Source organism: Nannocystis pusilla (assembly GCF_020073745.1).
GTDB lineage: Bacteria > Myxococcota_A > Polyangia > Nannocystales > Nannocystaceae > Nannocystis > Nannocystis radixulma.
On sequence record NZ_JAIRAU010000031.1, the window covers coordinates 108173 to 132325 of the forward strand.

The 24153-nt window shown below is 72.3% G+C and carries 14 protein-coding genes; 5 read left to right on the plus strand and 9 right to left on the minus strand.

What is annotated here, in order from left to right; genetic code table 11:
- Positions 1 to 514: 514 nt before the first annotated feature.
- Together K7C98_RS24570 and K7C98_RS24575 are read right to left on the minus strand one after the other, a co-directional pair.
- On the minus strand, positions 515 to 3952 hold the full coding sequence (locus tag K7C98_RS24570; RefSeq protein ID WP_224194188.1) for a serine/threonine-protein kinase: 3438 nt from the start codon (positions 3950 to 3952) through the stop codon (positions 515 to 517).
- A 43-nt stretch (positions 3953 to 3995) separates the two neighbouring features.
- Positions 3996 to 4616 (minus strand): RNA polymerase sigma factor, encoded by a 621-nt coding sequence (locus K7C98_RS24575; RefSeq protein ID WP_224194189.1) that lies wholly within the window; start codon positions 4614 to 4616, stop codon positions 3996 to 3998.
- A gap of 204 nt (positions 4617 to 4820) precedes the next feature.
- Between K7C98_RS24575 and K7C98_RS24580 the strand changes: the two genes are divergently transcribed.
- A complete protein-coding gene (locus tag K7C98_RS24580; RefSeq protein WP_224194190.1) occupies positions 4821 to 5927 on the plus strand; it encodes a hypothetical protein in 1107 nt (368 codons plus the stop codon).
- 28 nt (positions 5928 to 5955) lie between these two features.
- On the opposite strand, the gene K7C98_RS24585 is transcribed toward K7C98_RS24580, so the two are convergent.
- The 4 genes from K7C98_RS24585 to K7C98_RS24600 form a co-directional block, all read right to left on the minus strand.
- Entirely contained in the window at positions 5956 to 7116 is a 1161-nt protein-coding gene (locus K7C98_RS24585; RefSeq protein ID WP_224194191.1) for an alpha/beta fold hydrolase, read from the minus strand.
- A gap of 62 nt (positions 7117 to 7178) precedes the next feature.
- Entirely contained in the window at positions 7179 to 9602 is a 2424-nt protein-coding gene (locus K7C98_RS44980; protein WP_224194192.1) for a sensor histidine kinase, read from the minus strand.
- Between the two features lie 385 nt (positions 9603 to 9987).
- Entirely contained in the window at positions 9988 to 10989 is a 1002-nt protein-coding gene (locus K7C98_RS24595; protein WP_224194193.1) for an FAD-binding oxidoreductase, read from the minus strand.
- An 8-nt stretch (positions 10990 to 10997) separates the two neighbouring features.
- Complete coding sequence (locus K7C98_RS24600) at positions 10998 to 11375, minus strand: group I truncated hemoglobin (RefSeq protein WP_224194194.1); 378 nt, start codon at positions 11373 to 11375, stop codon at positions 10998 to 11000.
- 86 nt (positions 11376 to 11461) lie between these two features.
- Here K7C98_RS24600 and K7C98_RS24605 point away from each other — a divergent pair, with 86 nt between their 5' ends.
- The 4 genes from K7C98_RS24605 (at position 11462) to K7C98_RS24620 (ending at position 18342) form a co-directional block, all read left to right on the plus strand.
- Positions 11462 to 11941 carry an Rrf2 family transcriptional regulator gene (locus K7C98_RS24605; protein ID WP_224194195.1) on the plus strand — a complete coding sequence of 160 codons (480 nt, stop codon included), beginning with the start codon at positions 11462 to 11464 and terminating at the stop codon, positions 11939 to 11941.
- 20 nt (positions 11942 to 11961) lie between these two features.
- Entirely contained in the window at positions 11962 to 13194 is a 1233-nt protein-coding gene (gene murG, locus K7C98_RS24610) for an undecaprenyldiphospho-muramoylpentapeptide beta-N-acetylglucosaminyltransferase (RefSeq protein WP_224194196.1), read from the plus strand.
- 133 nt (positions 13195 to 13327) lie between these two features.
- Positions 13328 to 16231 carry an aminomethyl-transferring glycine dehydrogenase gene (gcvP, locus tag K7C98_RS24615; protein ID WP_224194197.1) on the plus strand — a complete coding sequence of 968 codons (2904 nt, stop codon included), beginning with the start codon at positions 13328 to 13330 and terminating at the stop codon, positions 16229 to 16231.
- Between the two features lie 176 nt (positions 16232 to 16407).
- The gene (locus K7C98_RS24620; RefSeq protein ID WP_224194198.1) at positions 16408 to 18342 is read left to right on the plus strand and encodes a serine hydrolase domain-containing protein; all 1935 of its coding nucleotides are present in this window, start codon (positions 16408 to 16410) and stop codon (positions 18340 to 18342) included.
- Positions 18343 to 18350: 8 nt separating this feature from the next.
- Here K7C98_RS24620 and K7C98_RS24625 read toward each other — a convergent pair whose 3' ends face one another.
- Genes K7C98_RS24625 through K7C98_RS24635 form a run of 3 tightly spaced genes read right to left on the minus strand, consistent with a single transcriptional unit; the run spans position 18351 to position 24144 of the window.
- The gene (locus K7C98_RS24625) at positions 18351 to 20705 is read right to left on the minus strand and encodes a helix-hairpin-helix domain-containing protein (protein WP_224194199.1); all 2355 of its coding nucleotides are present in this window, start codon (positions 20703 to 20705) and stop codon (positions 18351 to 18353) included.
- 47 nt (positions 20706 to 20752) lie between these two features.
- Positions 20753 to 21277, minus strand: coding sequence for a thermonuclease family protein (locus K7C98_RS24630; protein ID WP_224194200.1), 525 nt, complete (start codon positions 21275 to 21277; stop codon positions 20753 to 20755).
- Entirely contained in the window at positions 21268 to 24144 is a 2877-nt protein-coding gene (locus K7C98_RS24635) for a lamin tail domain-containing protein (protein WP_224194201.1), read from the minus strand. The genes K7C98_RS24630 and K7C98_RS24635 overlap by 10 nt, the downstream gene beginning before the upstream one ends.
- Positions 24145 to 24153 lie beyond the last annotated feature (9 nt).

The window sequence follows — 24153 nt, forward strand, 5'->3', positions numbered from 1 at the left end:
GGTCGTTCGCCTGTGACGGATGCCATGGCGTGACTGTGACGTACGCGATTTAGACCGTGCTCGGACTTCTACCACAATGCCTGTCATCGCTGTGCGGACGCCGTTCCGGGCCGCGAGGCCGGAGGACGGGTGTGGCGGCCGCCTCAGCTCACGCGCGCCTGGCCCCGCCCGGTTGGCGACGTGTAGTCTCCTGCGGCAAGGATCAGATGCGGCGTGTCGCCTCGCGCGAGGGCTGCAAACCGCGGATCTCTTAGCCGCCGCCAGCACGGCTGCGCCGATGGTCACCCCCTCGCCAAGTTGATCGTCCGCTCAACCGGTTTGCGTTGGTCAACCTGGCTCTGGGTCTCGCATTCTCGGCGGCCGGTCTCGGGACCTCTTCAGTCGCACTCGCGGTGGATGAGCCGCGCTGCGTACTCCTCGGTGAGGATGTCCTGCGGGTCACCGTCGGCCGAGTAGTACCAATCGCTAGCCGTCGGACGGGAACACGAAGTCGGCGAGCCCGCCCTGCGACGCCTCAGCGCCCGAGCCGAGCCGCGCGATCGCGCAGCCAGGCGTGCAGCGCCTCCGGCTCGCGCGGGACGGCCGCGAAGGCGAAGCGGTGGACCTCGCCCTGCTCGCGCGTCACCAGCTCGCCGTCGGGGGTGAGGTGGCTCTGGCGCGCGAAGCCGGCGGTCTTCCACAGCGGCGTGGCCGTCAGGCGGGCGAGGTCCCAGGCCTGCACCGCGTCACCGACGGCGGCGAACAGCAGCTCGCCGGCGGGCTCGAATTGCAGCGACCAGATGTTCGCGCCGGCGTCGACCTTCTGCACCGCGCCGCTCGCGACATCGACGAGGAACAGCCGCTCCTCCTCGGTGACGGCGATCCGCGCGCCGTCGTGGGCGATCTCGAGGCCGTGATAGCCCTCGGCGCGCAGGCTCAGGCCGAGGTCGAGCTGGCGCGTGGTGCCGGCCTCGAGGTCGTGGAGGACCAGCGTCCCGGTGCCGAGGCGCGTCCCGGCCAGCCAGCGGCCGTCGCCGGACAGCACCATCGTCACGCTCCCCTCCTGCGGCTCCGCGGGCACGGGCACCGAGGTGAGCGCGCCGCCGCTGAACACCTGCACGCCGCGGTCCGAGGACAGCGAGACGATCCGTGAACCACTGCGATCGTAGAACAGGTAGCGGAACCCCTTGGCCCCGGCGTCGAAGGTGCGCGGAGCCGCGTCGGGATCGGCCCACACATACGCGGTGCCGCCGGCCGCGAGCGCGGCGAAGCCCCGGCCGTCGGGCGAGAGGTAGGTCCAGCGGATCGGCTCGCCGACGCCGGCGATCGCCCGCGGCTCGGTCGAACCGGCGAGGTACAGATCGAGGCGGCCGTCGTCGTGCCGCACGAGCGCCCGGCCCTCCTCGTCGATCAAGATCCACCCGATCTTCTCGCCCGGCGCGAGGCACGGCGCGAGCGGCTGGGCCTCGCCGGTGCGGGTGTCGATCCGCGTGAGCGCGCCGCTCGGCTTGTGCTGGCGGACCAGGAATTTGCCGTGCGGCGAGTGGTGATGGAGCGTGTCGGCGAGGTCGCGGCGGAGGTCGACGATCGTGTGCGCCGGGTCGCGTCGCTGCCACACGTCGATCGCGGCGCCTCGCGCGGCGACGTAGCGCCCCGCGTGGTCGAGCTGACCGCCGTCGCGCGCGGGGCCGGCGACGAAGCGGCGCGTGACGGCTCCGGTGGCGAGATCGCCGAGCTCGAGCGGACGGCGGGGTTGCTGCTCTCGCACCGACTCGATCGCATAATGCTGTGAGTCGGCGAGCACGCGATCGTACGGATCGACGAGCGGCTGCTGCCATTGACATTCGGCGGCCAGCGGCTGCGCGACGCACAGGATCCGGCCCTCGTCGGTGCTGCGCGTGAGCCCGACGAGCCCGCCGAGGTCGACCGCGGCGACGGCGTCGCTGCGCCACTCGTGCGCGGTCGCGCGGGCGAGGTCCCACGCGATCGCGAAGGGCACGCCGTCGCGCTTGCTCCCGCCGAGCACGTGGGGACCGTCGCCGACGACCCCGGTGAGGCCGAGCAGGGCGCCGAGCGCGGGGACGCTGCGGGTCTCGCCGGTGGTGCGATCCCAGATGGTGATGGCGTCGTCGCCCTCGCGGCCGCGGACGAGGAAGCGCGCGTCGGGCGACACGATCGCCTGGACCGCCCGATCGCCGGCATCGACCACGGGGAACGCGTCCGCGACCGGTCGACCGCTGCGCAGGTCGAGCGCGACGATCGGCCACGTGTGGTGGCGGATCAGCCAGCGCTCGTCGCTGGTGATCATCAGGCGAGCGCGATCGGGCGGGTCGGCCGGCGCGGCGGCGCGCCAGATCTGCCACCCGTCGCCCTCGACGTGCGCGCCGATCAGCGTGTCGCCCTGCGCGGCGCCCCACGCCTGTCCGCTCGCGGCCACGACGAGCTCGCCGGCGCGCTGACCGAGGCGGGCGATCCGCTCGCCCGGCCGATCGTCGGCCGTCCAGCGCCAGACGTCGCCGGCCGCGTCCTGGGCGACGATCGTGCCGCTGTCCGCGGCCGTGGCGACGCTCAGGAGCTCGGCCTCGGGACCGACGAGCGCCGCGTCCGGGAGGCCGCGGGACAGCGCCGCGAGGGCCAGGGTGCGCGCCTCGAGGGCGCTCTCCGGCGGGATCGCGTCGAGCTGCGCGAGCGCCCGGATCGCGCCGGCCGGGTCGCCGTCGAGGAGGCCGCGCGCGTGCGCCAGGGTACTCGCCACGGCCTGTCGGTCGACCTCGGCGCGGGCGCTCACGACCTCGCGGTCGAGCTCTGCACGCGCCTCGGCGTCGACGCGCCGCAGGTGCTCGCCGGCCCACCACGCGCCGCCGGTGAGGACGATCGCGCCCGTCATGGTCGCGCCGGTCCACAGCTGCCGCCGGCGCCGGCGCGCCGGGTCGCCGGACAGCGCGGCCAGCAGCGCCGTCATCGACGGCCAGCGCAGCTCGGGGTCGGCCCGCAGCCCGCGCAGCAGCGCCGTGCGGACCCACGCCGGCACCCCGGTCGATCGCGGCGGCGGCTTCACCCGCTCCGAGCTGATCGAGTCGGTCAGCTCGGCCAGCGTCTCGCCCGCGAACGGTCGATGCCCGTACAGCGCCTCGTAGAGGGCGATGCAGAAGCTGAACTGATCGGTGCGCGCGTCGCCTCTCCTGGCCGCCAGCTGTTCGGGGGCCATGTACGCCGGCGTGCCGAGCACCGCGCCGGTGGTCGTGAGCATGCGCGAGAGGTCGCGGGCTTCGGCCTGGCCCAGGTCGACCTCGCCCGATTCGGCTGCGCCGTCGACCTGGGCCAGGCCGAAGTCGAGCACGCGGACGCGGCCCTCGGCCCCGAACATCGCGTTGTGCGGCTTGAAGTCGCGATGGACGATGCCCTGCGCGTGCGCGGCCGCCAGGCCCTCGCCCGCCTGGCGGAACACCTCGAGCACCGCTCGCCACGGCCGCGGCTCGGCGTCGAGCCAGGCGCGCAGGGTCGGCCCCGCGAGGTGCTCCATCGCCACGAAGATCTCGCGGCCCTCGAGCTCGCCGACCTCGTACACGTGGACCACGTTGGGGTGCGACAGCCGGGCCAGCGCTCGCGCCTCGCGGAGGGTCCGCGCCGCCGCCTCGGCGCTGCCGAGCCGCGTCGGCCGCAACAGCTTGAGCGCGAGCTTGCGGTCGAGGCGCGCGTCGTGGGCCGCGTAGACGATGCCCATGCCGCCGGCGCCGAGGCGCTCGAGCAGGCGGTAGCGGCCGAGCTGCACCGGCTCGGTGTCGGCCCCGAACAGCGCGGCCGCGACCGAGCGCTTGGCCCGGACGTGCTCGGGCCCGCTGATCACGTCCGGTCGCATCTCCGGCGAAAGCAGGGTGTCGTGCGGCGGGGACGCGACGCTCGCGGAGCCGCTGGGGTGCGTCGCGTCGGCGTCTTCGATCTTCATCACGAGTTCGGCGAGTTGGTGGAGCATGCCGGCGTGGTTCGAGCCGGCCCGATCCGGATCACGAAAAAATTCACGGCCGCTCGCGCGCGCGTGCGCGCACCGCCGCGGCCCAGCTCTCGAGCCCCCGGAAGGTGCTGAGCGCCAGCGCGGGGGTGGCCGCCAGGCGCTCGATCGCCTCGCGCAGCTGCTCGCGTCCGCGGCGGAGCCGCGACTTCACCGTGCCCGGCGGGATCTCGAGCGCGGCCGCGATCTCGGCGACCGGGCACTGCTCCCAGTAGTGCAGCTCGAGCACGACCTGCAGCTCGAGCGCGATCGATCGCAGCGCCGCGAGCAGGAGCCGCTGCTCCTCGCGCTCGACCAGGACGCTGGCGAGCGAGGGGTCGAGGCCCGCGACCGACTGGCTGGCGAGGTCGACCGGCGCCTTCGCCCGGGTTTTGTAATGGAGGCACAGCTGGCGGTACGCGATCGCGAACAGGTAGCTGCGGAAGCTGCCGTCGCCGCGGAACCGCGGCATACCCTCGACGCACGCCAGGAAGGTCTTCTGGATCAGCTCCGTCCCGGCGTCGCCGACCTTGTTGACGAAGAAGCGGGCGACGACCTCGTAGTAGCGCTCGAACAGCCGCTGCCCCGCCGCGCGCTCGCCCCGTCGCCACGCCGCCAGCAGCTCGTCGTCGTCGCTCTCCGAGGCCACGATTCGCCACTATAGCGCGGCCCGTCCGCCCTGTCACAGGGGCCGCGAGGGCCCTGCCGCGTCGGGCCAGGGGAGGCCCGACTCTCGGTCGGGCCCGCGGGCGCCGCATTGCCGTCGTCTCGCCGTTCGTGGTAGCTGGAACGGTGAGGGTTCGTAGGGTGCGAACTCGACCACTGGCAGATCATTCCAGGTCCGATCATTCCCATGATACGTACATCCATTCTGTTCTCGTTTGCCTCGCTCTCCGTGCTCCTCGCCGCCTGCGACGTCGACGAGCCGAGCCTCTTCCGCTGCGGCACCCCGTGCGTGAACTCGCCGTACCTCGGGGTCCTCGACATCACCAACCAGTCGCTGCGCCGCGGCGTCGACGCGATCAGCCCCGACGGCCATGTCCGCGTGCGCTGGACCGCCGGCGTGATGGCCCCGACGGAGACGGCCATCGACGCGATCATCGTCGACCCGCACGGCGCGGCCAGCGTGGCGCTGGCCACCGGCGCGACGGCCCCGATCGTCAATGCGCGCTTCGACCTGACGGTCACCCGCGGGGACACCTCCAAGAGCCGCAAGCTATGGTTCGCGGGCGCGACGACCGAGCAGGGGGACGAGGACCTGACCTTCACGATCACGCGCTACGACATCCGCACCGACGTCGACCCCGGCCCCGACCACGAGGACTTCGGGCGGATCGGCGGCGAGTCGTGGTGGAGCATCTGCCCGACGATCGAGGGCGGTTCCAACCTGGCCGTGCTCCTCCCGGCGACGCACGCCGACGCCGACGCCGGCGTGGGCTCGGTCGCCCTCGACGACGGCGAGTTCGCGATCGCTTGCGACGGCCACGCGCTGGCCAAGGGCCTCACGGAGCTCAACGTCGTCCCGCGGGCCGGCAGCGCCCGCGGCTACGGGCACGCCCGCTACAGCTCGTTGATGCAGGGCTGGCAGGCGGTCTTCGCCGGGGAGTCGAGGACTTTCTTCGGCGCCGAGGTCGGCATCCGCGACGTCGCCAACGACCCGCCGTTGTTCGACACGCTCGACTCGCTGGCGCGGCGCCCGTCCGCCGCCGGCGAGTACGAGTGGATCCTCGAGTCGGTGTACCGGGACACCGGCGACGAGGCCCGCGGGGCGCAGTGCAAGTTCACGACCGACCCGCTGCGGCCGCTCGGCGCCCACCGCAACCCGGCCTACGATCCCCCGGTCGAACTGCTCTCCGGCTGGAGGAGCCTGCCCGAGTGCAGCGGCGATCCGTCTCGGTACGGCGACGTCGCGTTCTACAGCCTCGCGCCGGCGCAGAGCGACGGTTCGCAGTCGCCCTGAGCCCTCACTCCACCCGCGGGCAGGCCGCTCAATCGCACTCGCCGTGGATGAGCGGCGCCGCGTCCTCCTCGGTGACGATGTCCTGCGGGTCGCCGTCGGCCGAGTAGTACCAATCGCGGGTCGGCTTGCCGGTGTTGAGATACGACCTGAGGTCGCGCGCCACCTCGTCCGGGGTGGCCCACTGCGTGTTGTGGCCGATGTCGTCGATCTGCACCCCGTCGGGGCCGAGCGGGCGCTTGCCGTACTGCTTGAACCAGTACTCGAGCTTGCACGCGTCGACCGCCACGTCGAGCGCGGCGCGCAGCGCCTGCTGGTGGGGGTCGTCGTAGAAGAAGCCGTCCTGGGTGGCCCACAGGATCAGCGTCGGCACCTCGAGGTCCTGCAGGCGCGCGGTGTTGTCGGTCTGCAGCAGCGCCCGGGCCACGCCGATCCACGTGCCCATGCGGGTCGCCGCCGTCTCGGGCGCGATGGCGGCCAGGAAATCTGGGTCGGCCGCGGGGTCGACGACCCAGGCGCCCTCGATCCACGCCTGCGCGTCGGCGTCGGCGTCGAGCGGGTCGAGCGCGTACACGTCCTCCGGGAAGTCGAGGCCCTGGGCGACGAACCCGTCCTTCCACGAGCCCTCGACCGGCTCGGCGAGGATGTAGTCCTGCAGGACCGCGTTGCCGGCCACGCCCGTGGCGGTGCCGATCAGCACCAGCTTGTCGACCCGCTGCGGGTGCGACAGGCCCAGCTCCTGGGCGACGAAGCTGCCCATCGAGTGGCCGACGATCGCCGCGTGGTCGATGCCCTTGGCGTCCATGAACGCGATCACGTCGGCGGCCATGTCGGCCGGCTCGAAGCACGCCTCGGGCGCCGCGGCGCAGTCGGCCGCCGGCGGCATCGACGAGCCGCCGTGGCCGCGCTGGTCGAGGACGAACACGTGGAAGTCGTCGTCGAGGTCGAGCAGCGCCTTGGCCGTCGGCATGAACGAGCGCGAGGTGTCGGTGTACCCGTGGAGGAAGATGACCACGTCGCCGTCGGGGTCGCCGAGCTCGTGGTAGGCCATCTCGATGCCGGTCGACAGCTCGACGGTGTCGTGCACCGGCGGCTGCGGCCCGCCGCCGAACAGGTCTTCGAGGAAACAGCCGGGGGTCGCCACAGCGACCGCCCCGAGCAGCCATGATTGATAATTCGCAGCGCGACGCATGATCGCATCGACACATAGGCGAACCCCGCGCCGCCCGCAACGGCGATTGCCGTATGATGATTTCAGGACGTCTGTCGCGCCGGGGTGCGGACAACTGTCGACAGCACGGCGCGCACGGCCTCGCGCGTGAACGGCTCGGCCAGCGCCGCGGCGAAGCCCCACGGCGGCGAGCCCTCGCCGAGAGCGACCGCCACGGCCGCGAGCGGCGGCTCGACGTCGCGTTCCATGAAGAACACGTCGGCGTCGGCGGCCGACAACCCCGCGACATCGCGCGCGCGCAGGGCCACGACCCCCAGTCGCTGCAATGTAGACATGAGTGCGTCGCGGGACGGTGAGCTCGCACCGACCAGGCGCGCGCGGACGTGCGAGAACGGCAAGATCTCCGGCGCGGCCGCAGCTTCGGACAGCGGCAGCTCGAACCAGAACAGCGAGCCCGCGCCCTCCTCGCTGTCGTAGCCGATCGCGCCGCCCATCAGGTCGACGAGCTTCTTGCACACGCTGAGGCCGAGGCCGGTGCCGCCGTGGCGGCGCGCGTAGGAGCCGTCGACCTGGGTGAACAGCTGGAACATGCGCTCGCGGGCCTGCTCGGGGATCCCGATCCCCGTGTCCTCGACCTCGACGCGCAGCCGCGACTCGACCAGCTGGGCGCGCACCACCACGTCGCCGCGCGGCGTGAACTTGATGGCGTTGCCGACCAGGTTGAACAGCACCTGACGCACCCGGCCCTCGTCGCCGGCGACCGCCGCGGGGATCGTCGGGTCGACGGTGACCGCGAGGTGGAGCCCGCGCGCCCGCGCCTGCGGCGTCAGCAGCACCGCCACCGACTCGATCAGCGCCGCCGGGTCGTAGGGCGCCACCGCCAGCTCGATCTGCCCGGCCTCGATGCGCGACAGGTCGAGGATGTCCTCGACGATCCGTAGCAAGTCGCGGCCGGCGCTGTCGATCGCCTCGGTGCAGCGGCGCTGCTCCTGATCGATCACCTCCTCGCGCAGCAGCTCGTTCATGCCGATGACGATGTTGAGCGGCGTGCGCAGCTCGTGGCTCATGGTCGCCAGGAACTCCGACTTGAGCTGCGAGGCCCGCTGGGCGCTGTCACGCGCGACCTCGGCCTCGTGATACGCGGCCCCGAGCTGGCGGCCCATCGCCGCCACGCCGTGGGCGCTGGCGTCGAGCTCGGCGATCACGATCGGCGGCGGGTCGACGACGTACTCGCCGGCGCCGATCCGGCGCACGAGGCCGTCGATGGCGAGCAGCGGGGTGACGACCTCGGCCGAGATCTGGCGGGCCCGGCGGGCGACGAACCACAGGAACACGCAATAGAATGCGACGAGGCCGAACACCATCCAGCCGCCGATGCGAAACAGGCGATTGCCGAGGCTGGTGACCTGGGCGTAAATGTCGTGCTCGGGCACGACGATCAGCAGGGTCCAGCCGGTCTGCGCCGCGGTGGCCCAGGCGACCAGCTTGGGGCCCTTGAGGTCGATCGGCGCGACGCCGTGGGGCGCCGCCGCGATCTTGGCGGCCAGCTCGGTCAGGTCGGCGCGCTTCCACAGGTTGAAGTCGTCGGGCTTGAACGTGTCGTGGAGGATGTGCTCGGTGTACGAGTGCTCGGTCAGCTCGCGCACGCCCCAGTCGGCCTCACCGGCCGGCGGCAGCGCCAGCAGCGTGCCGTCCTTGCCGAGCAGCGCCCCGTAGCCGCTCCACGGCAGCTGCAGGTCGAGCGCCTCGGCGATGATCGTGGCCGTGGTGATGTCGAGGCCGACCACGCCCTCGAGGAAATCGCCGCGGTACACCGGGGCGATGCACGACACCATCCAGCCCTGCCCCGCCGGGTCGACGTAGGCGTCGGTCCACACCGCCTCGCGCCGCGGGTTGTGCTTCGCGTCGGCCTCGTAATAGAAGTTGTACGACGGGATGTCCATCGCCGTGCCGTACTGCGCCAGGCTGTCGACCGCCGGCAAGATCCGGTTCATCGAGTCGAACGTGTTGAAGTACAGCTGCACGATCAGCGAATTGCTGGCGAGGATGTCGCGCATCAGCGGATCGAGCTGGGCCGTGCGCTCGACCTTGTCGCGCTCGGCCGGGCCGATCGTGGTCGCCGCGCTGTAGTAGACCGAGCTGCCGGGCGCGCCCGGCTCGCTGTAGAACACGCCCTGCGGCGAGGTCTTGTAGGTCGCGCGCTGCTCGGGCGTCAGCTCGTGCGGGCGCGCCAGCGCCTCCTGGGTCTGGCGGGCGTACAGCGCCGTCATCTGCCGCACGCCCGCGAGCTGCCCGTCGACGATCGTCGCCTTGTGGGCGGCGATCCGCGCCAGCTCGGCGTCGGCGATCTCGCGCACCGCCGCCAGGTTCTCCTGCGTCGCCGCGACGTTCGCCAGCAGGTACACGGCGATCAGCGCGATCTCGACGAGCAACAACGGCAGCAGCGCGACCCGCAGAAAGGCGCGCCAGACGTGCTGTCGTAGCAGCAGGGGCGGTCGTGCCGACACGCGGGGCCCTGTCTACCACGAATCCCCGGCCGCCCGCGCCGGCGCGCCGAGCGCGGAGCCCCGCTCCCCTCACTGGTGGCGCCGTCAGAGCCGGCCCGAGGAGCGAACGCTCCTACGCACATTCGTCGGCCGACGATGGTCCCGCGCCTGTAGACGCCCCTGCGCGCTGTGCGGCGAGTGCGGACAGGCCGCTCGGTGTCACATGATGGTCAAAAGGACATGTTTTTTAAAACATTTTCTTTCGCGCATGTCCTCGCGGACATATCTCCCCGTGCGCCGGGCGCTCCGAGCCCGCGAGGACGCGCCGCGCCTCGGGACAGTCGGGCTCGCCGGCCGCCGGGGCGCGACGACGCGCGCGCGGTCGCGGACCCGACGCGGCTCGAGCTCAGCGGCCCGACGCCGTGACCGCCGCGCGCGGCGGTGCCGGCGTCGGCGCGGTCAGGAACGCGTCAGTGCTGATGTCCTTGAGGCCCGCGCCGCGCAGGAAGCACTGCTTCTTCAGCGCGTTGACCCAGTCGGGGCTGCCGCACAGGAACACCCGCCAGCCCTTGAGGTTGGGGAACAGCCGCAGCGTCACTGCCGCCAGATCGCCGACCTCGATCTCGCCACCGATCTCCCCGGTCATGGCGCAGCGCACATATCGGAACACACCTGCCTCGGCGACCATGCGCTTGAGCTCGTCGACGAGGTAGAAGCCGTCGGGATCGCGGGCGCCGTGGACCAGCGAGATCGGGCCGGTGTGGCCACGGCGGCGGGCGTCGCGGGCGATCGCGTAGAGCGGAGCGAGGCCGGTGCCGGTGCCGACCATCAGGAGCGGCTGCTCCGGCCGGCCCTCGGTGTAGAAGCAGGAGCCGGCCGGCCCGCGCAGGCGCACGCGCGCGCCGGGGGCGGCCCCGGCGAGCCAGCGGCTGACGCGGCCGTGCCGGTGGACGCGGACGTGGAGGTCGAGGCGCGGGCCGTCGACCGGCGAGCTGGCCAGCGAGTAGGCGCGGATCTGGTCGTCCTGGATCAGCTGCACGTACTGACCTGGCCGATAGGACAGCGCCTCGTCGGGCTCGAGGCGGACGCGCACGATCGCCGGGCCGATCGGGGTGACCTCGGTGATCGCGGCGCCGATCGCCGGCGGCTCGCCGTCGGCGATCGTCAGGTCGCCGGTCGGCCGGGACACGCAGGCCAGGAACCAGCCCTGCTCGCGCAGCGCCGGGTGCAGGCCCTGCTGGGACGCCGCGCCGGGGTCGCCGGCCGCGGCCCGCTGCATGCAGGCCTGGCAGGCGCCGGCGCGGCACGACGACGGGACCGCCGCGCCGCCGCGCAGCAGGCCCTCGAGCACGGTCTCACCTGGCTCAAGGACCAGGTCGAGCGACCCACGACGGATCCGGCCCGGCATGACGCACCTCAGCTCGCGGGGTTGCGCCCGAGCACGTCGTTGCGGACCGACTCGGCGACCGCACCGACGCGGGCGATCTTCGCGTCGTCGACGCCGAGCTCCTTGAGCGTGCCGGCGAGGTGACCGACCACCGCGTCGAAGTGGCTGTCGTCGATGCCCTCGGCCACCAGGTGGGCGTGCGCGCGGCGCATGTCCTTGCCGCTGTAGTTCGCCGGCCCGCCGGTCACCATGGTGAGGAACGCCTTCTGCTTGGCCGCCTGCCGCTCCATGTCGACGTCGTCGAAGAAGGGCGCGAGCTTCTCGTCGGCCATGACCTTGCGGTAGAAGATGTCGACCGCGGCATCGATGGCCACCGCACCGCCGAGTTCATCGTAAAGGCTCGTCATCGTCGTCTCCTGCTCCCTCCCGGCCTCGCCGGGACAAAAGTTGTATGCTTAATACATATTTTCTGTCCACGAGGCCAGCCTTCGCAATGCAACTCACACAGTTCACCGACTACGCGCTGCGCACCCTCCTTTATTTGGCGGTGCACCCGGACCGCCTCGTGCCGGTCGCGGAGGTCAGCGCCGCCTACGGGATCTCGAACCACCACCTGGTCAAAGTCGCGCATCAGCTGGCGCGCCTCGGCTACGTCGAGTCGGCGCGCGGGCGCGGCGGCGGGTTGCGGCTGGCGCGCGACCCCGCGAAGGTGACGGTGGGTGAGGTGGTCCGCGCCACCGAGCCGCACTTCCACGTGGTCGAGTGCTTCGACGGGGATCACAACACCTGCCCGATCGTGCCGGCGTGCGGCCTCGTGCGCGCGCTGGCCCAGGCCCGCGAGCGCTTCCTCGAGGCCCTCGACGGCCAGCGCCTGGCCGACCTCGTGCAGGACCCGGCCAGGGTCGGCAAGCTGGTCAAGATCTGGACGCGCACCGCCGGCGCCACGCGCCGCCAATTGGCCTCTTCGGAATGATGGGTCTATATCCGGGCGTCATGACGCGCATCCTCGCCGACACGCCCGCCGTCCCCGTCCTGCCGCGGATCCTGCTGCGCGAGGGCGAGGCGGTGGCGGCCCCCGCCCCGGGCCCGGCGGCCCACGCGGGGGCGACCGCGACGACGCACGCCAGTCTGCGCGTGGTGATCGCCGGCGGCGGCACGGGCGGTCACCTGTTCCCCGGGATCGCGCTCGCCGAGGAGATCCGGGCCCGCGGCGGCGAGGTCCACTTCGTCGGCACCGCCCGCGGCATCGAGGCCCGCGCGGTGCCCGAGCAGGGCTACCCGCTCGAGCTGATCGACGTCGCCGGCATCAAGGGTCGCGGCGTCGCGGGCCTCCTGCGCGGACTGCTGCGCCTGCCGCGGGCCTGGTGGCAGAGCCTGCGCCTGCTGCGGCGCCTGCGGCCCGACGTCGTCCTCGGCGTCGGCGGCTACGCCTCCGGGCCGGTGGTCGCTACAGCGTCGATGCTGCGGATCCCGACGGCGATCCTCGAGCAGAACAGCATCCCCGGGATCACCAACCGGATCCTGTCTCGCCTGGTGCGCAAGGTGTTCTGCACCTTCCCCGACGTCCGCAGTCGGTTCCCCGCGCGCAAGGTCGTGCTGGCCGGCAACCCGATCCGGCGCCAGATCCTCGGCCAGCTGGTCGCCGCCGGCGAAACCACTTCTTCTTCGGCGGTCGCGCCGCACGGCCCGCGCCTGTTCGTGTTCGGCGGCTCGCAGGGGGCCCGCGCGATCAACGACGCCGTGCTCGCGGCCCTGCCGGCGCTGCTCCAGCGGCTGCCCGACCTCGAGATCTGGCACCAGACCGGCAAGGGCGACGAGGAGCGGGTCCAGCAGGGCTACGCCGCGCTCGGCCTCGGCGAGCCGCGCGCGCGCGTGGCCGCCTTCCTCAAGGACATGGCCGCGCCGTACGCCTGGTGCGACCTCGTGCTGTGCCGCGCCGGCGCCACCTCGTTGGCGGAGCTCACCGCGGTCGGCAAGCCTGCCGTGCTGGTGCCGTTCCCGCACGCCACCGACAACCACCAGGAGTGGAACGCCCGCGCGCTGGTCGACGCCGGCGGGGCGCTGCTCCTGCGCGAGTCGGAGTGGTCGCCCGCGGCGCTGGCCGACGCGCTCGCCGGTCTGTTGCAGGCCCCCGACCGCCTCGCCACCATGTCCGCCGCCATGCGCACCGCGGCCCGCCCCGAGGCGGCGCGCACGATCGTCGACGCCGTGAGCGCGTGGCGGTAGCCGTCGCCCGCGGCGCTGTGTGCATCGCGGCGCGCACGATCGTCGCCGCCGCGAGCGCGTCGCGGTGAGTGCCCAAACTCTCGCCTGCGGAGCCTGAAAGCCCGGGAGCGCGCGGCTACGATGCGCTCCGCCGATGTCCGCCGTCGACCCGATCGCCGCCCTTCTCGCGCCCACCGACACCTTCGTCCACCGCCACATCGGGCCCCGCCCCGACGACATCACCGCGATGTTGCAGACGCTCGGGCTGGCGTCGCTCGACGCGCTGGTCGAGGCCGCGGTGCCCGGCTCGATCCGCGCCGCCGCGGCCCTCGACCTCGGCCCGGTCGTCGTCGAAGGCCGCGAGCCCGGCGAGGCCGAGACGCTGGCCGCGTTCCGCCGCATGATGCAGCAGAACAAGGTCCTGCGCTCCCTCATCGGCATGGGCTACTCGGCCAGCCACACGCCCGGGGTCATCCTCCGCAACATCCTCGAGAACCCCGGCTGGTACACGCAATACACGCCCTACCAGGCCGAGATCTCGCAAGGCCGCCTCGAGGCGCTGATCAACTTCCAGACCATGATCAGCGACCTCACCGGCCTGCCGCTCAGCAACGCCTCGCTGCTCGACGAGGGCACCGCCGCGGCCGAGGCGATGGCGATGTGCCTGCACGTCTCCGGCGGCAAGAAGCGCGCCTTCGTGGTCGCCGACGACTGCCACCCGCAGACGATCGCCGTCGTCAAGACCCGGGCCGAGGCCATCGGCGTGGCCGTGCGCGTGGCTGCCCCTGCGGACATGGACTTCGGGACAGGCGACGTCTGCGGCGTGCTGCTGCAGGTCCCCGACACGTTCGGCCGGATCGCCGACCCCGGCGCCCTCATCGCCAGGGCCCGGGCCGCGGGCGCGCTCGCGGTGATCGCCACCGACCTGCTCGCGCTGACGCTCCTGCGCCCGCCGGGCGAGATGGGCGCCGACATCGCCGTCGGCTCGGCCCAGCGCTTCGGCGTCCCGCTCGGCTACGGCGGCCCGCACGCGGCCTTCCTCGCCTGCCGCGACGAGCACAAGCGCCTCCTGCCCGGGCGCGTCATCGGCGTGTCCCGCGACGCCCGCGGCAAGCGGGCCTACCGCATGGCGATGCAGACCCGCGAGCAGCACATCCGCCGCGACAAGGCGACGAGCAACATCTGCACCGCGCAGGTGCTGCTCGCCATCATGGCCGGCATGTACGCCGTCTACCACGGCCCGCAGGGCCTGGCGCGGATCGGCGCCCGCGTGCACGCGCTGACCGCCGCGCTCGCGGCCGGCCTGCGCAAGCTCGGCCACGACGTCGGCGACGCCCCGTTCTTCGACACCCTCACCGTCGCGCTGCAGGGCGTCAACGCCGAGGCCGTGCACGCGCGCGCGCTGGCCCGGGGCATCAACCTGCGGCCGATCGACGCCGCCCGCGTCGGCGTCGCCCTCGACGAGCGCAGCACCGTCGAGGAGGTCGGCGCCCTGCTCGAGGTGTTCGCCGTCAGCCAGACCGCGCTCGACGTCCACGACCTGGCCCGCGGGACAGACCTGGGCTTCGGCGAGCTCGCGCGCACGAGCGAGTTCCTCGGCCACCCGGTGTTCCACAGCTACCACAGCGAGCACGACCTGCTGCGCTACATCCACCGCCTCGAGAGCCGCGACCTCTCGCTCACGAGCTCGATGATCTCGCTCGGCTCGTGCACGATGAAGCTCAACGCGACCTCGGAGATGATGCCGCTGTCGTGGCCCGAGCTCGGCGACATCCACCCGTTCGTCCCGCGCGACCAGGCGGCCGGCTACACCGCGATGTTCGACGCGCTCGAGCGGGCCCTGGCGAGCATCACCGGCTTCGCCGCCGTCTCGCTGCAGCCCAACGCCGGCTCGCAGGGCGAGTACGCCGGCCTGCTGGTCATCCGCGCCTATCACCGGAGCCGCGGCCAGGGCCACCGCGACGTGTGCCTGATCCCGACCTCCGCGCACGGCACCAACCCCGCCTCCGCGGTGCTCGCCGGCTTCAAGGTCGTCGCCGTCGCCTGCGACGAGCGCGGCAACGTCGACCTCGGCGACCTGCGCAAGAAGGCCGCCCAGCACGCCGGCAACCTGGCCGCGCTGATGATCACCTACCCCTCGACGCACGGCGTGTTCGAGGCCCAGATCCGCGAGATCTGCGGCGTCATCCACGAGCACGGCGGGCAGGTCTACCTCGACGGCGCCAACATGAACGCGCAGGTCGGCCTGTGCCGCCCGGGCGACTACGGCGCCGACGTCTGTCACCTCAACCTGCACAAGACCTTCTGCATCCCGCACGGCGGCGGCGGCCCCGGCATGGGCCCGATCGCCGTCGCCGCCCACCTCGCCCCGTTCCTGCCCGGCCACCCGGTGGTCCAGTGCGGCGGCGCGCAGGCGATCGGCCCGGTCTCGGCGGCCCCGTGGGGCAGCGCCAGCATCCTGTCGATCAGCTTCATGTACGTCCTGATGATGGGCGCCGCCGGCCTCACCCGCGCCACCAAGGTCGCCATCCTCAACGCCAACTACATGGCCAGGCGCCTCGAGGGCCACTACCCGGTGCTCTACCGCGGCGAGAACGGCCGCGTCGCCCACGAGTTCATCCTCGACCTGCGCCCGCTCAAGGCCAGCGCCGGCATCGAGGCCGAGGACTTCGCCAAGCGCCTGATGGACTACGGCTTCCACGCGCCGACGATGTCGTTCCCGGTCGCCGGCACCCTGATGATCGAGCCGACCGAGAGCGAGCCGAAGGCCGAGCTCGACCGCTTCTGCGACGCGATGATCGCCATCCGCGAAGAGGTGCGTAAGGTCGAGCAAGGCCAGTGGCCGCGCGACAACAACCCGCTCAAGCACGCGCCCCACACCGCCGACGTCGTCACCGCCACCGAGTGGGCCCGCCCCTACCCCCGCGAGGTCGCGGCCTTCCCCGCGCCCTGGGTCCGCGACAGCAAGTTCTGGCCCCACGTCGCCCGCATCGACAACGCCTTCGGCGACCGCAACCTCGTGTGCACCTGCCCGCCGATGGACGCGTACGCGGATTGACGCGAGGCCACGCGGCGCCTCCGCAGCGAGCGCCCGAGACTGCCCGGCCCCGTGGCACGCGCCGGCGGGCGTCTGCGCCCGTCATCGTGGCCTTCGGCACGCCCGCCATTTCATGCCACCGCGGGTGTCGACCGCCTCAACCTCCCGGGCGCGACACCCGGGTCATAATCGCCGGGATGCATCGAGGCATCGCTCTCCTGTCCTTCCTCGCGGCGCTGGAGCTCGGGTGTGCCCACCACGTTCGTCCCGCGCCGCAGCCGACGGCCGCGCCGCTCGAGTCGGTCCGGATGGGGCCGACGATGACGGTGCGCGACCTCCCGCCGCCCGTCTTTAAAGATCCCAAGCGGCAGGACAAGATCGCGGCCGCGCTGCCGAAGATCCACGACGTCGTCGCCAAGGCGGTCGCCGCCGATCGGCTGGTCGGCCTGGCGATCGGCGTCGTCGTCGACGGCAAGCTGGTGCTCGGCGAGGGCTTCGGGAAGCTGGACAGCGAGGCCGGCGGCGTCATCGACACGCACACCGCGTTCCGGATCGGCTCGATCACCAAGGTGTTCACGGGGATGACGGCGCTGCGGCTGTGGGAGGAGGGCAAGCTCGACCTCGACGCCCCGGCCGCGGGCGTGCTGCCCGAGCTCAACAACCTCGTCTATCCCAGCGGCGACGCGCGCCCGCTGACGGTCCGCGACATCCTGACCCACACGGCCGGCCTGCCGCGCGACCCCGACCTGCCGGTGCCCGCGCCCGCGGGCGGGTACACGCGCGACGACGTGATGCACGCGATCGACGGCCTGTCGCTGGTGCGCGCGCCGGGCGTCGGCAGCGAGTACTCGAACCTCGGCTTCGTGTTGCTCGGCCACATCATCGCCGCGACCACCGGCCAGCCGTTCGGCCTGGCGATCCGCGAGGCCATCCTGCAGCCGCTCGGCATGAGCGAGACGGTGTGGGAGGCCGGCGACGTCGCGCCGGCGCAGCTCACGAGCGGCCACGTCGTCGTCGACGGCACGCTCAAGGCCCTGAAGCCGCGGGCGCACAACGCCCTCAGCGCGGCCGGCGGGCTGTTCTCGACCGTCCACGACCTCGCGCGCTTCGTCGCGTTCCAGCTCGACGCCTGGCCGCCGCGCCCCGACGCCGACGGCGCTCCGCTGGCGCGCTCGACCCTGCGCGAGGCCCAGCGGCTGCGCGCGCATCGCAGCTTCCGCGCCCGCACCACCGCCGACGAGGCCGCGGACGGCGGCATCGAGGGCGGCGAGTCGGGCGTCGGCCTGCCGTGGAGCGTGTCGCACGGGTGCGAGCAGGCCTACGTCGTCGGCCACAACGGCGCGGTCGACGGCTTTCACGCGACCGTGCGCATGCTGCCGAACGCGGGCGTCGGCATCATCGTGCTCGGCAACGCCAGCTGGGCCAACACCGACCAGATCGCGGTCGACATCCAGCGCGTGCTCGACGGCGCCGGCGCGCTGTCCGGCCGCGCTCCGCAGCCGCTGCCCGAGCTCGGCGAGGCGGCCTCGCGCGTCGTCGACCTGTTCTCGCAGTGGGACGAGCCGACCTTCGCCAAGTGGGCCGCGCACGGGTGGAGCAACCCGGCCTCGGCCGCGGCGCTCGGCGCCAAGATGCGGTGGCTGCACGAGCGCCTCGGCGACTGCACCCTCGACAAGCTCAAGCGCCCGACCAGCGCGTGGTCCGGCGTGTTCGGCCTCAAGTGCGAGCTCGGCGAGGCCGAGCTCACCCTCGGCCTCACCAGCGCCCAGACGCCCAAGATCGACAGCATCGAGCTCGAGTGGCAGAAGGGTGAGCCCGCGACCGAGCTGCACGCCGCCGCCGTGGCCGCCGCGCCGCTGCTCACCGCCTTCGACCCGGCCGCGTTCGAGGCCCTGTTCTCGCCCGGCTTCGCCCGCACCCGCCTCGAGCGCGCCCTCGCCGACGTGAAGTTCGAGCACGGCGTCTGCACGCTCGACAAGCCGCTCGAGGTCCGCGGGCCGCGCGAGGCCGTCTACGCGCTCAAGTGCGAGAAGGGCACCGCGAAGCTGGGCGTGACCCTCGACCGCGGCGCGCCGGCGCGGATCGTCGGCTTCAACGTCGCCTCGACCGGCGCGCTGCCGACCTGCCGCTGACGACCGCCTCAGAAGCGGCCTTCGAGCGCCACCAGGAAGCGGTTCTCGGGCCGCGGGATGCGCTCGAGCGTGCTCGGGCGCTTGTCGAGCCAGAAGTACAGGTCGTAGCGGACCTGGATCATGAAGGTCTTCTTGAAGAGGTACGCGACGTCGAGGTAGTTCCACAGCGACTGCTCGAGCAATTCGTTGCTCGAGGTGTCCATCGACAGCCAGCGGATGCGGGCGCGGATCCGCAGCGGATCGATCGGCCGGGTGCTGATCGTCAGCCACGCCTGCGAGTCGCGGCGGTACTTGGTGCGCTCGCCCTGGACGACGTTGTTGTAGAGGTCGGGCGTGAGGCCGGGCAGGTCGGGGTCGACCTTGAGCGGGTCGCCGACGAAGCGCTGCTGGTAGCGCGGGACGATCCTGACCCGCTTGTGCGGCATGAACGCCAGCTGCACGTTGAACTTGAGCTGCTCGCCCTGGCAGCGCACCGGCTCGCCGTTGACGTTGGTGTAGAGCAGGTGCTCGTCGCTGTAGGAATCGCCGTCGAGGTCGTCGCCGGAGACCAGGTCGGACACGCCGACGTCGCCGCCGTAGCAGTACTGGTAGCCGGTCTTGCGCATGTCCTTGTCGCGGTACTCGACCCACAGCGCCGGCAGCATCCAGCGGGTCACGAGGTAGTCGCCGCGCAGGTAGGCGTGGATCCCCGGCGCCTTGGTCGAGGGCGACACCCAGGCGTTGACGTAGGTGCGGATGTTCGAGGCCTTGTTCGGCTTGCCGGTGTAGCGGATGCGGGCGCCGGCCTCGTCGCGGGCGCGCTGGCCCTCGTACACGTCCGGCGACGCCAGCGGGCGCGCGTACGGGTTGGCGAACTCCGTATCGTAGTAGCGGACGATCGTCTCGATCTCGTGCCTGCCGAACGTCGCGGTGTGGCGGAGGATCGCCGCGAAGCCGCCGCCGCCCTTGCTGTCGCCCGGGTTGACGCCGGTGGCCCTGGCCATCGAGTCGAAGCTGCGCGTGACCTCGATGCCGAGGTCGGACCAGCGGTGGCCCCACGCGCCGTTGAGGCCGACGGCCCCGAACGGCCCGCCGAACGGCTGGCGCGCCCACTCCTGGAAGTCGTAGTCCTTGCCGCCGGTGAGCCACTTGATGGCGGTCCCGTAGCCGGTGGCGCCGATCCACGAGCGGCGGTTGAAGAAGTAGCTGACGTTGCCGCCGCTCGTGACCTCGCGGAACATCCGCGGCAGGGTCTGGTAGCTGAACTCGGACGTCGGCGCGAACGGGTCGGGCTGGCGCTTGTAGATCGCCGGGGCGTCGCAGCGCGGATCGTCGCTGCGCGGGTCGTCGCAGATCGCCGGGTCGTACAGCTTGTACTGATAGACGCTGCGCGCCTGCACGCTGGTCCACGCGTAGGCCTGCATCCAGCCGACCGGCAGCTCGAGCTTCTTGATGCCGGCGGCGATGCCCTGCAGCGTCTCCTGCCAGCGGAAGTCGGGGGTGACGTAGGTGCTGCCGAGGTCGCCGTCGCACGGCGAACTGGCCAGCTCACCGGCCGACTCCTTGCAAAGCCGGGTCAGGCGGACCGGGCGCGGATAGATCGTGTTGTCGCGGTAGATCCCGTTCGGGGTGTAATTGCGGGTGTTGTCGAAGGTCAGGCGCTGGCCGAAGCCGATGCGATACGTGCCGAGCAGGACGTTGTAATTGTCGTCCTCCCATTGCACGTAGACCTTGGGCAGGTAGCCGCGCGGGCGCGGCTGCTCGGCCGACAGCGCGTCGCGGTTGGGGTCGTAGCGGACGTCGTCGACGCGGCTGCGCGTGAGCACGCCGGCGACGCCGAGCCGGAGGTGGCGCAGGGTCTGGACCTGCCCGTCGAGGACCATGGCCGGCAGGCGGCGGTCGGGCGGCGACCAGGCGGTGCGCAGGCGCACCTTGCCGGAGGTCGCGGAGTAGCGGCGGTTGGGCTCGACGATGTAGATGAACGCGGCGATCGCCTCGAGCTGGTCGCGGTCGAGCACGCCGGCCAGCACCAGCGCGGCCGGGTCGTAGATGAAGCCGGCCTCCTGGCGGTAGCGGATGATGCCGTCGACCTGCTTGTAGGTCAGGTTCGGCAGCGTGAACAGCTCCTCGCGCGAGGCGCTGTTGAGGTTGACGCCGCGGCGCAGCAGCTCGACCAGGGTGTCGAAGGTCTCGCCGGAGATGTCGCCGGCGGTGCTGAGCTCGAGCAGGTCGTCCTCGTCGTCGACGTCGACGAAGGTCTCGTAGGGGGCCGCTCCGGCGCGGGCGGGCGCCAGCGCGGCGCCGAGCCCGAGGGCGAGCGAGACGGCGATCGCTCCGCGGCCGCGGGGGCGGCGCGAGGCGCAGGGTGCTGGCCGCGAGGACATGAGAGGGATCATCGACCGGAAGCTGGAAAAGCGGAGGCTGCAGCGGATCAGCAGACGTCGCCGCACATGCCCCACAGGCCGGCCTTCTGCTCCTGCGCCGACATCTGCATGGCCTTGAACTCGTCGGCCCGATCCTCGCCGTTGGGCGGGATGTCGAGCACGCACCCGTAGCCGCGGGCGACCAGCAGCGAGTTGAGCTCGCCGTCCGGCACCTCGACGTAGGCGAGCAGGCGCTCGTAGGCGTCGGTGCACTCGACGTCGTAGGTGAGCGTGACCTCCTGGCCGAGCACGTACTCGGCGTTGAACTCGCGCGCCTGCTGCCCGAAGCACTCGTTCTTGCCGTTGGTGATCTCGGGCGTGTCGACCATGAGGTAGCGGACCTTCTCGCCGCCGGCGAGGACGATGGTGTCGCCGTCGATCACCTTGTCGACGACGGCCCGGGTCGGACCGCACTTCGACAGCTCGGGCTCCTCGCCGTCGTCGTCGGTGCCGGCCGCGGGCTCGGTGGCCTCGCAGGCGCCTGTCCCGAAGGCCAGAGTGAGGATGAACGCGAGCCGGTGCTTCAGGGGCATGCGGGGTTCTCCTGCTTCGGGGTGCCGGGGCCGACGGCGTCGCACCAGGGCGCGGCGTCGGCCGAGTCGTTGAGCGCGGGGTTCGAGGTCCCGGGGTCGAGCTGGGCGGCGATGTCCTCGCCCTGGCTGGTCGCCCACTGCACGGCGTCGAGCAGCAGGTCGCCGACCGACAGCGAGATCGCGCCGGCCGAGTTGGCGAGCGAGAAGCTGAAGGTCGCGTCGACCGCCGGGAGGCCGCCGTTGACCGCGGGGTCGGCCTTGCGAGCGATGAGCGCCCGCTGGCCGGCGGTCACGGCGATGCAGTCGGTGCCGCCGAAGACCTTGCCCGCGGCCAGCTCGGCCGGGGTCGGGGCGAACTTCGACAGCGCCTTGACGTTGTTGAGGTCGACGTCGGCGTTGGCCAGCACCTCGAACCACTCGCGGTCGGTCTCCGTGCCCGACGGGTTGGCGAGGAACTCGCTGATGACGATGTCGCCGACCCCCGGCGAGTGCTTCTCGCGCATCGCGTTGAGGGTGGTGTCGAAGCACGGGTCGGCGAATCCGCCGCCGCACGCGGCGTTGGCGGCCCCGGGCGAGCCGCTGTCCGTCGCGTTGTAGAGCGCCGCGGCGAAGCAGGCGTTGGCGGGGTCGTCGTTGACGGCGACGTCGAGCGCGCCGGGGGTGATGTGCGTCGCCGACAGCTGGGTCGACTTGCCGTCGCTCGTCGCGGCGTAGGCGACGTGGTCGAGCTCGACGCCGCCGTGGCCGACGAACAGGCCGGCGTTCGAGTTGTTGAGGCTCAGCTTCGTCACGAAGCGCGGCGCCGGCAGGCCGCCGTTGACCGCCGCGTCGCCGGAGCGGGCGATCAGCACGAAATCGCCGGCCTTGACCTCGAGGCAGTCGCCCGCGGCCGGGACGGTGTCGCCGACGGTGTACGGGTCCCACACCTTGCCGAGCTCGAGGCCGTTGAGGTCGAAGTCGGCGTCGGCGAACAGCTCGAACCACTCGCCGGCCGTGTCGCCGACCTGCGACGGGTTGGCCATCCACTCGGTGATGAGCAGCTCGCCGGCCGCGGGCGGGTCGATGTCGCGCGGCATCATCGTGTCCGGATCGGTGCACTGGCCGGACGGCGGCGGGCCGCCGCACACCGTGTTGTCGGCGCCCGGGGTGCCGAGGTCGGCGTTGAACGGCGCGTACGGCACGGTCGCGTCGCAGCGGGCCTCGGGCGGGTCGTTGAGCGCCGGGTCGAGCGACACCATGAACGCATCGATCACCGCGGGGTCGACCTGGCGGGCCACGCCGTCCTTCGGCGAGTCGTACGGCATGCTGTCGAGCTCGACGTCGCCGACGCCGATCCACAGGTTGCCGCTGCTGTTGCTGAGCCCGAGGCCGGTGTAGGTGGCCGCGGGCGCCAGCATCTCGCCGGTGGCGCCGTCGCGCGCGAGCAGGACCAGGCCGGGGCCGACGCTGAGGCACTGGCCGCCGCCGAAGGTGAAGTCGATGTCGGTGGCCGACTTGCCGAGCTGCAGGCCGTTGAGGTCGAAGCTGACCGGGGTGAAGAACTCGAGCCACTCGCCGGCCGGCTCGCCGAGGCCGGTCGAGGGGTTGGCGTGGACCTCGGTGATGAAGATGTCCCCGGGGACAGGCGACAGGGCCTCGCGGACCTGGCCGCCGTCGTCGCACGGGTTGGCCAGGCAGACCGGGTTGGGCAGCCCCGGGGTGCCGAGGTCGCCCTCGGCGAACGGCTCGTAGGCGAGGCAGAAGTTGGCCGGGTCGTCGTTGCCGGCGACGGAGGTCGCGCCGGGGTCGAGGCTCCAGGCGACGCCGTCCTTCGGCCTCGGGTAGTGGATCTCGTCGAGGATCGTCCCGGCCCAGGCGATGAACACGCCGGGGCTCGGGTTCGACTCGCTGGCGCTGTCGTTGAGCGTCAGCTTGATGACGAAGTCGGTCTCGTCCCACTGCTTCTGCGAGAACAGCACGGTGTCGCCGGTCTTGACCGACAGGCACTCGGGCTGCTGGACCACCTGCGCGCTCTCGGGGTCGGCGGCGAACTTGGTGGTGTTGCCGCCGTACTGCAGGCAGTTGAGGTCGAACTCGCCGTCGGTGACCTGCAGCTCGAACCACTCGCCGACGCTCATGGTCGACAGGCCGGCGTTGGCCATGACCTCGGTGATCACCAGCTGGCCCGGCTGCGGCGCCACGGCGTCGCGCAGGAGCGGCCCGACGTAGCACTGGCCGCAGTTCTCCGGCGCCGGCAGCGGGCAGGAGGGGTTGGCCTGGCGCGGCGAGCCGTACTCGCTGGTGAAGTAGGGCTCGCCGTCGGTCGGCGAGGTGCACCACCTCGACAGGTCGTCGTTCTCGGTGGTGTCGGGGTCGAGGTCGCCGTCGAGGATCGTGCTGACGCCGTCCTTGATCTTGGTGGCGTCGTAGAGGACCTCGTCGACGACCACGCCGCCGCACTTGACGGTGATCATGCCGGAGGTGTTGGACATCGACCCGAGGTCGCTGCCGTAGCCGTAGTCGATGTACTCCGGGCGGGTCTCGTCGGTGACGGCGCCGAAGGTCATGTAGGCGCCCGGCGGGATCTCGAGGTCGGTCTGGATCAGGTGGCCGTCGGCGTCGGTGCCGTCGGCCTTGCTGTTGACGAGGCCGACGCCGTTGAGGCTGACCGGCGTGGTGCCGGGGTTGTAGACCTCGAACCACTCGATGCCGTCGGCGTCGCTGCCCTTGGGGTCGGGCATGTACTCGGTGATCACGAGCTCGCCGCCGGCGAGCCCGGCGACGCAGCTGCCGGCCCCCTCGGTGCCGCCGGAGCTGTTGTCGCCGCAGGCCGGCAGCGGGGCGATGGAGACGACGAGGGCGAGGCGGGCGAGCGTGCGGCGGTTCATGGTCGGATC

Excerpts from the sequence above, each read along its gene's own strand:
- gcvP (WP_224194197.1), top strand. The coding sequence starts at position 13,328 with ATGTCCGCCGTCGACCCGATCGCCGCCCTTCTCGCGCCCACCGACACC.
- K7C98_RS24585 (WP_224194191.1), bottom strand. The coding sequence starts at position 7,116 with ATGCGTCGCGCTGCGAATTATCAATCATGGCTGCTCGGGGCGGTCGCT.
- K7C98_RS24625 (WP_224194199.1), bottom strand. The coding sequence starts at position 20,705 with ATGTCCTCGCGGCCAGCACCCTGCGCCTCGCGCCGCCCCCGCGGCCGC.
- murG (WP_224194196.1), top strand. The coding sequence starts at position 11,962 with ATGACGCGCATCCTCGCCGACACGCCCGCCGTCCCCGTCCTGCCGCGG.
- K7C98_RS24635 (WP_224194201.1), bottom strand. The coding sequence starts at position 24,144 with ATGAACCGCCGCACGCTCGCCCGCCTCGCCCTCGTCGTCTCCATCGCC.
- K7C98_RS24580 (WP_224194190.1), top strand. The coding sequence starts at position 4,821 with ATGATACGTACATCCATTCTGTTCTCGTTTGCCTCGCTCTCCGTGCTC.
- K7C98_RS24630 (WP_224194200.1), bottom strand. The coding sequence starts at position 21,277 with ATGCCCCTGAAGCACCGGCTCGCGTTCATCCTCACTCTGGCCTTCGGG.
- K7C98_RS24570 (WP_224194188.1), bottom strand. The coding sequence starts at position 3,952 with ATGCTCCACCAACTCGCCGAACTCGTGATGAAGATCGAAGACGCCGAC.
- K7C98_RS24605 (WP_224194195.1), top strand. The coding sequence starts at position 11,462 with ATGCAACTCACACAGTTCACCGACTACGCGCTGCGCACCCTCCTTTAT.
- K7C98_RS24620 (WP_224194198.1), top strand. The coding sequence starts at position 16,408 with ATGCATCGAGGCATCGCTCTCCTGTCCTTCCTCGCGGCGCTGGAGCTC.
- K7C98_RS24600 (WP_224194194.1), bottom strand. The coding sequence starts at position 11,375 with ATGACGAGCCTTTACGATGAACTCGGCGGTGCGGTGGCCATCGATGCC.
- K7C98_RS24595 (WP_224194193.1), bottom strand. The coding sequence starts at position 10,989 with ATGCCGGGCCGGATCCGTCGTGGGTCGCTCGACCTGGTCCTTGAGCCA.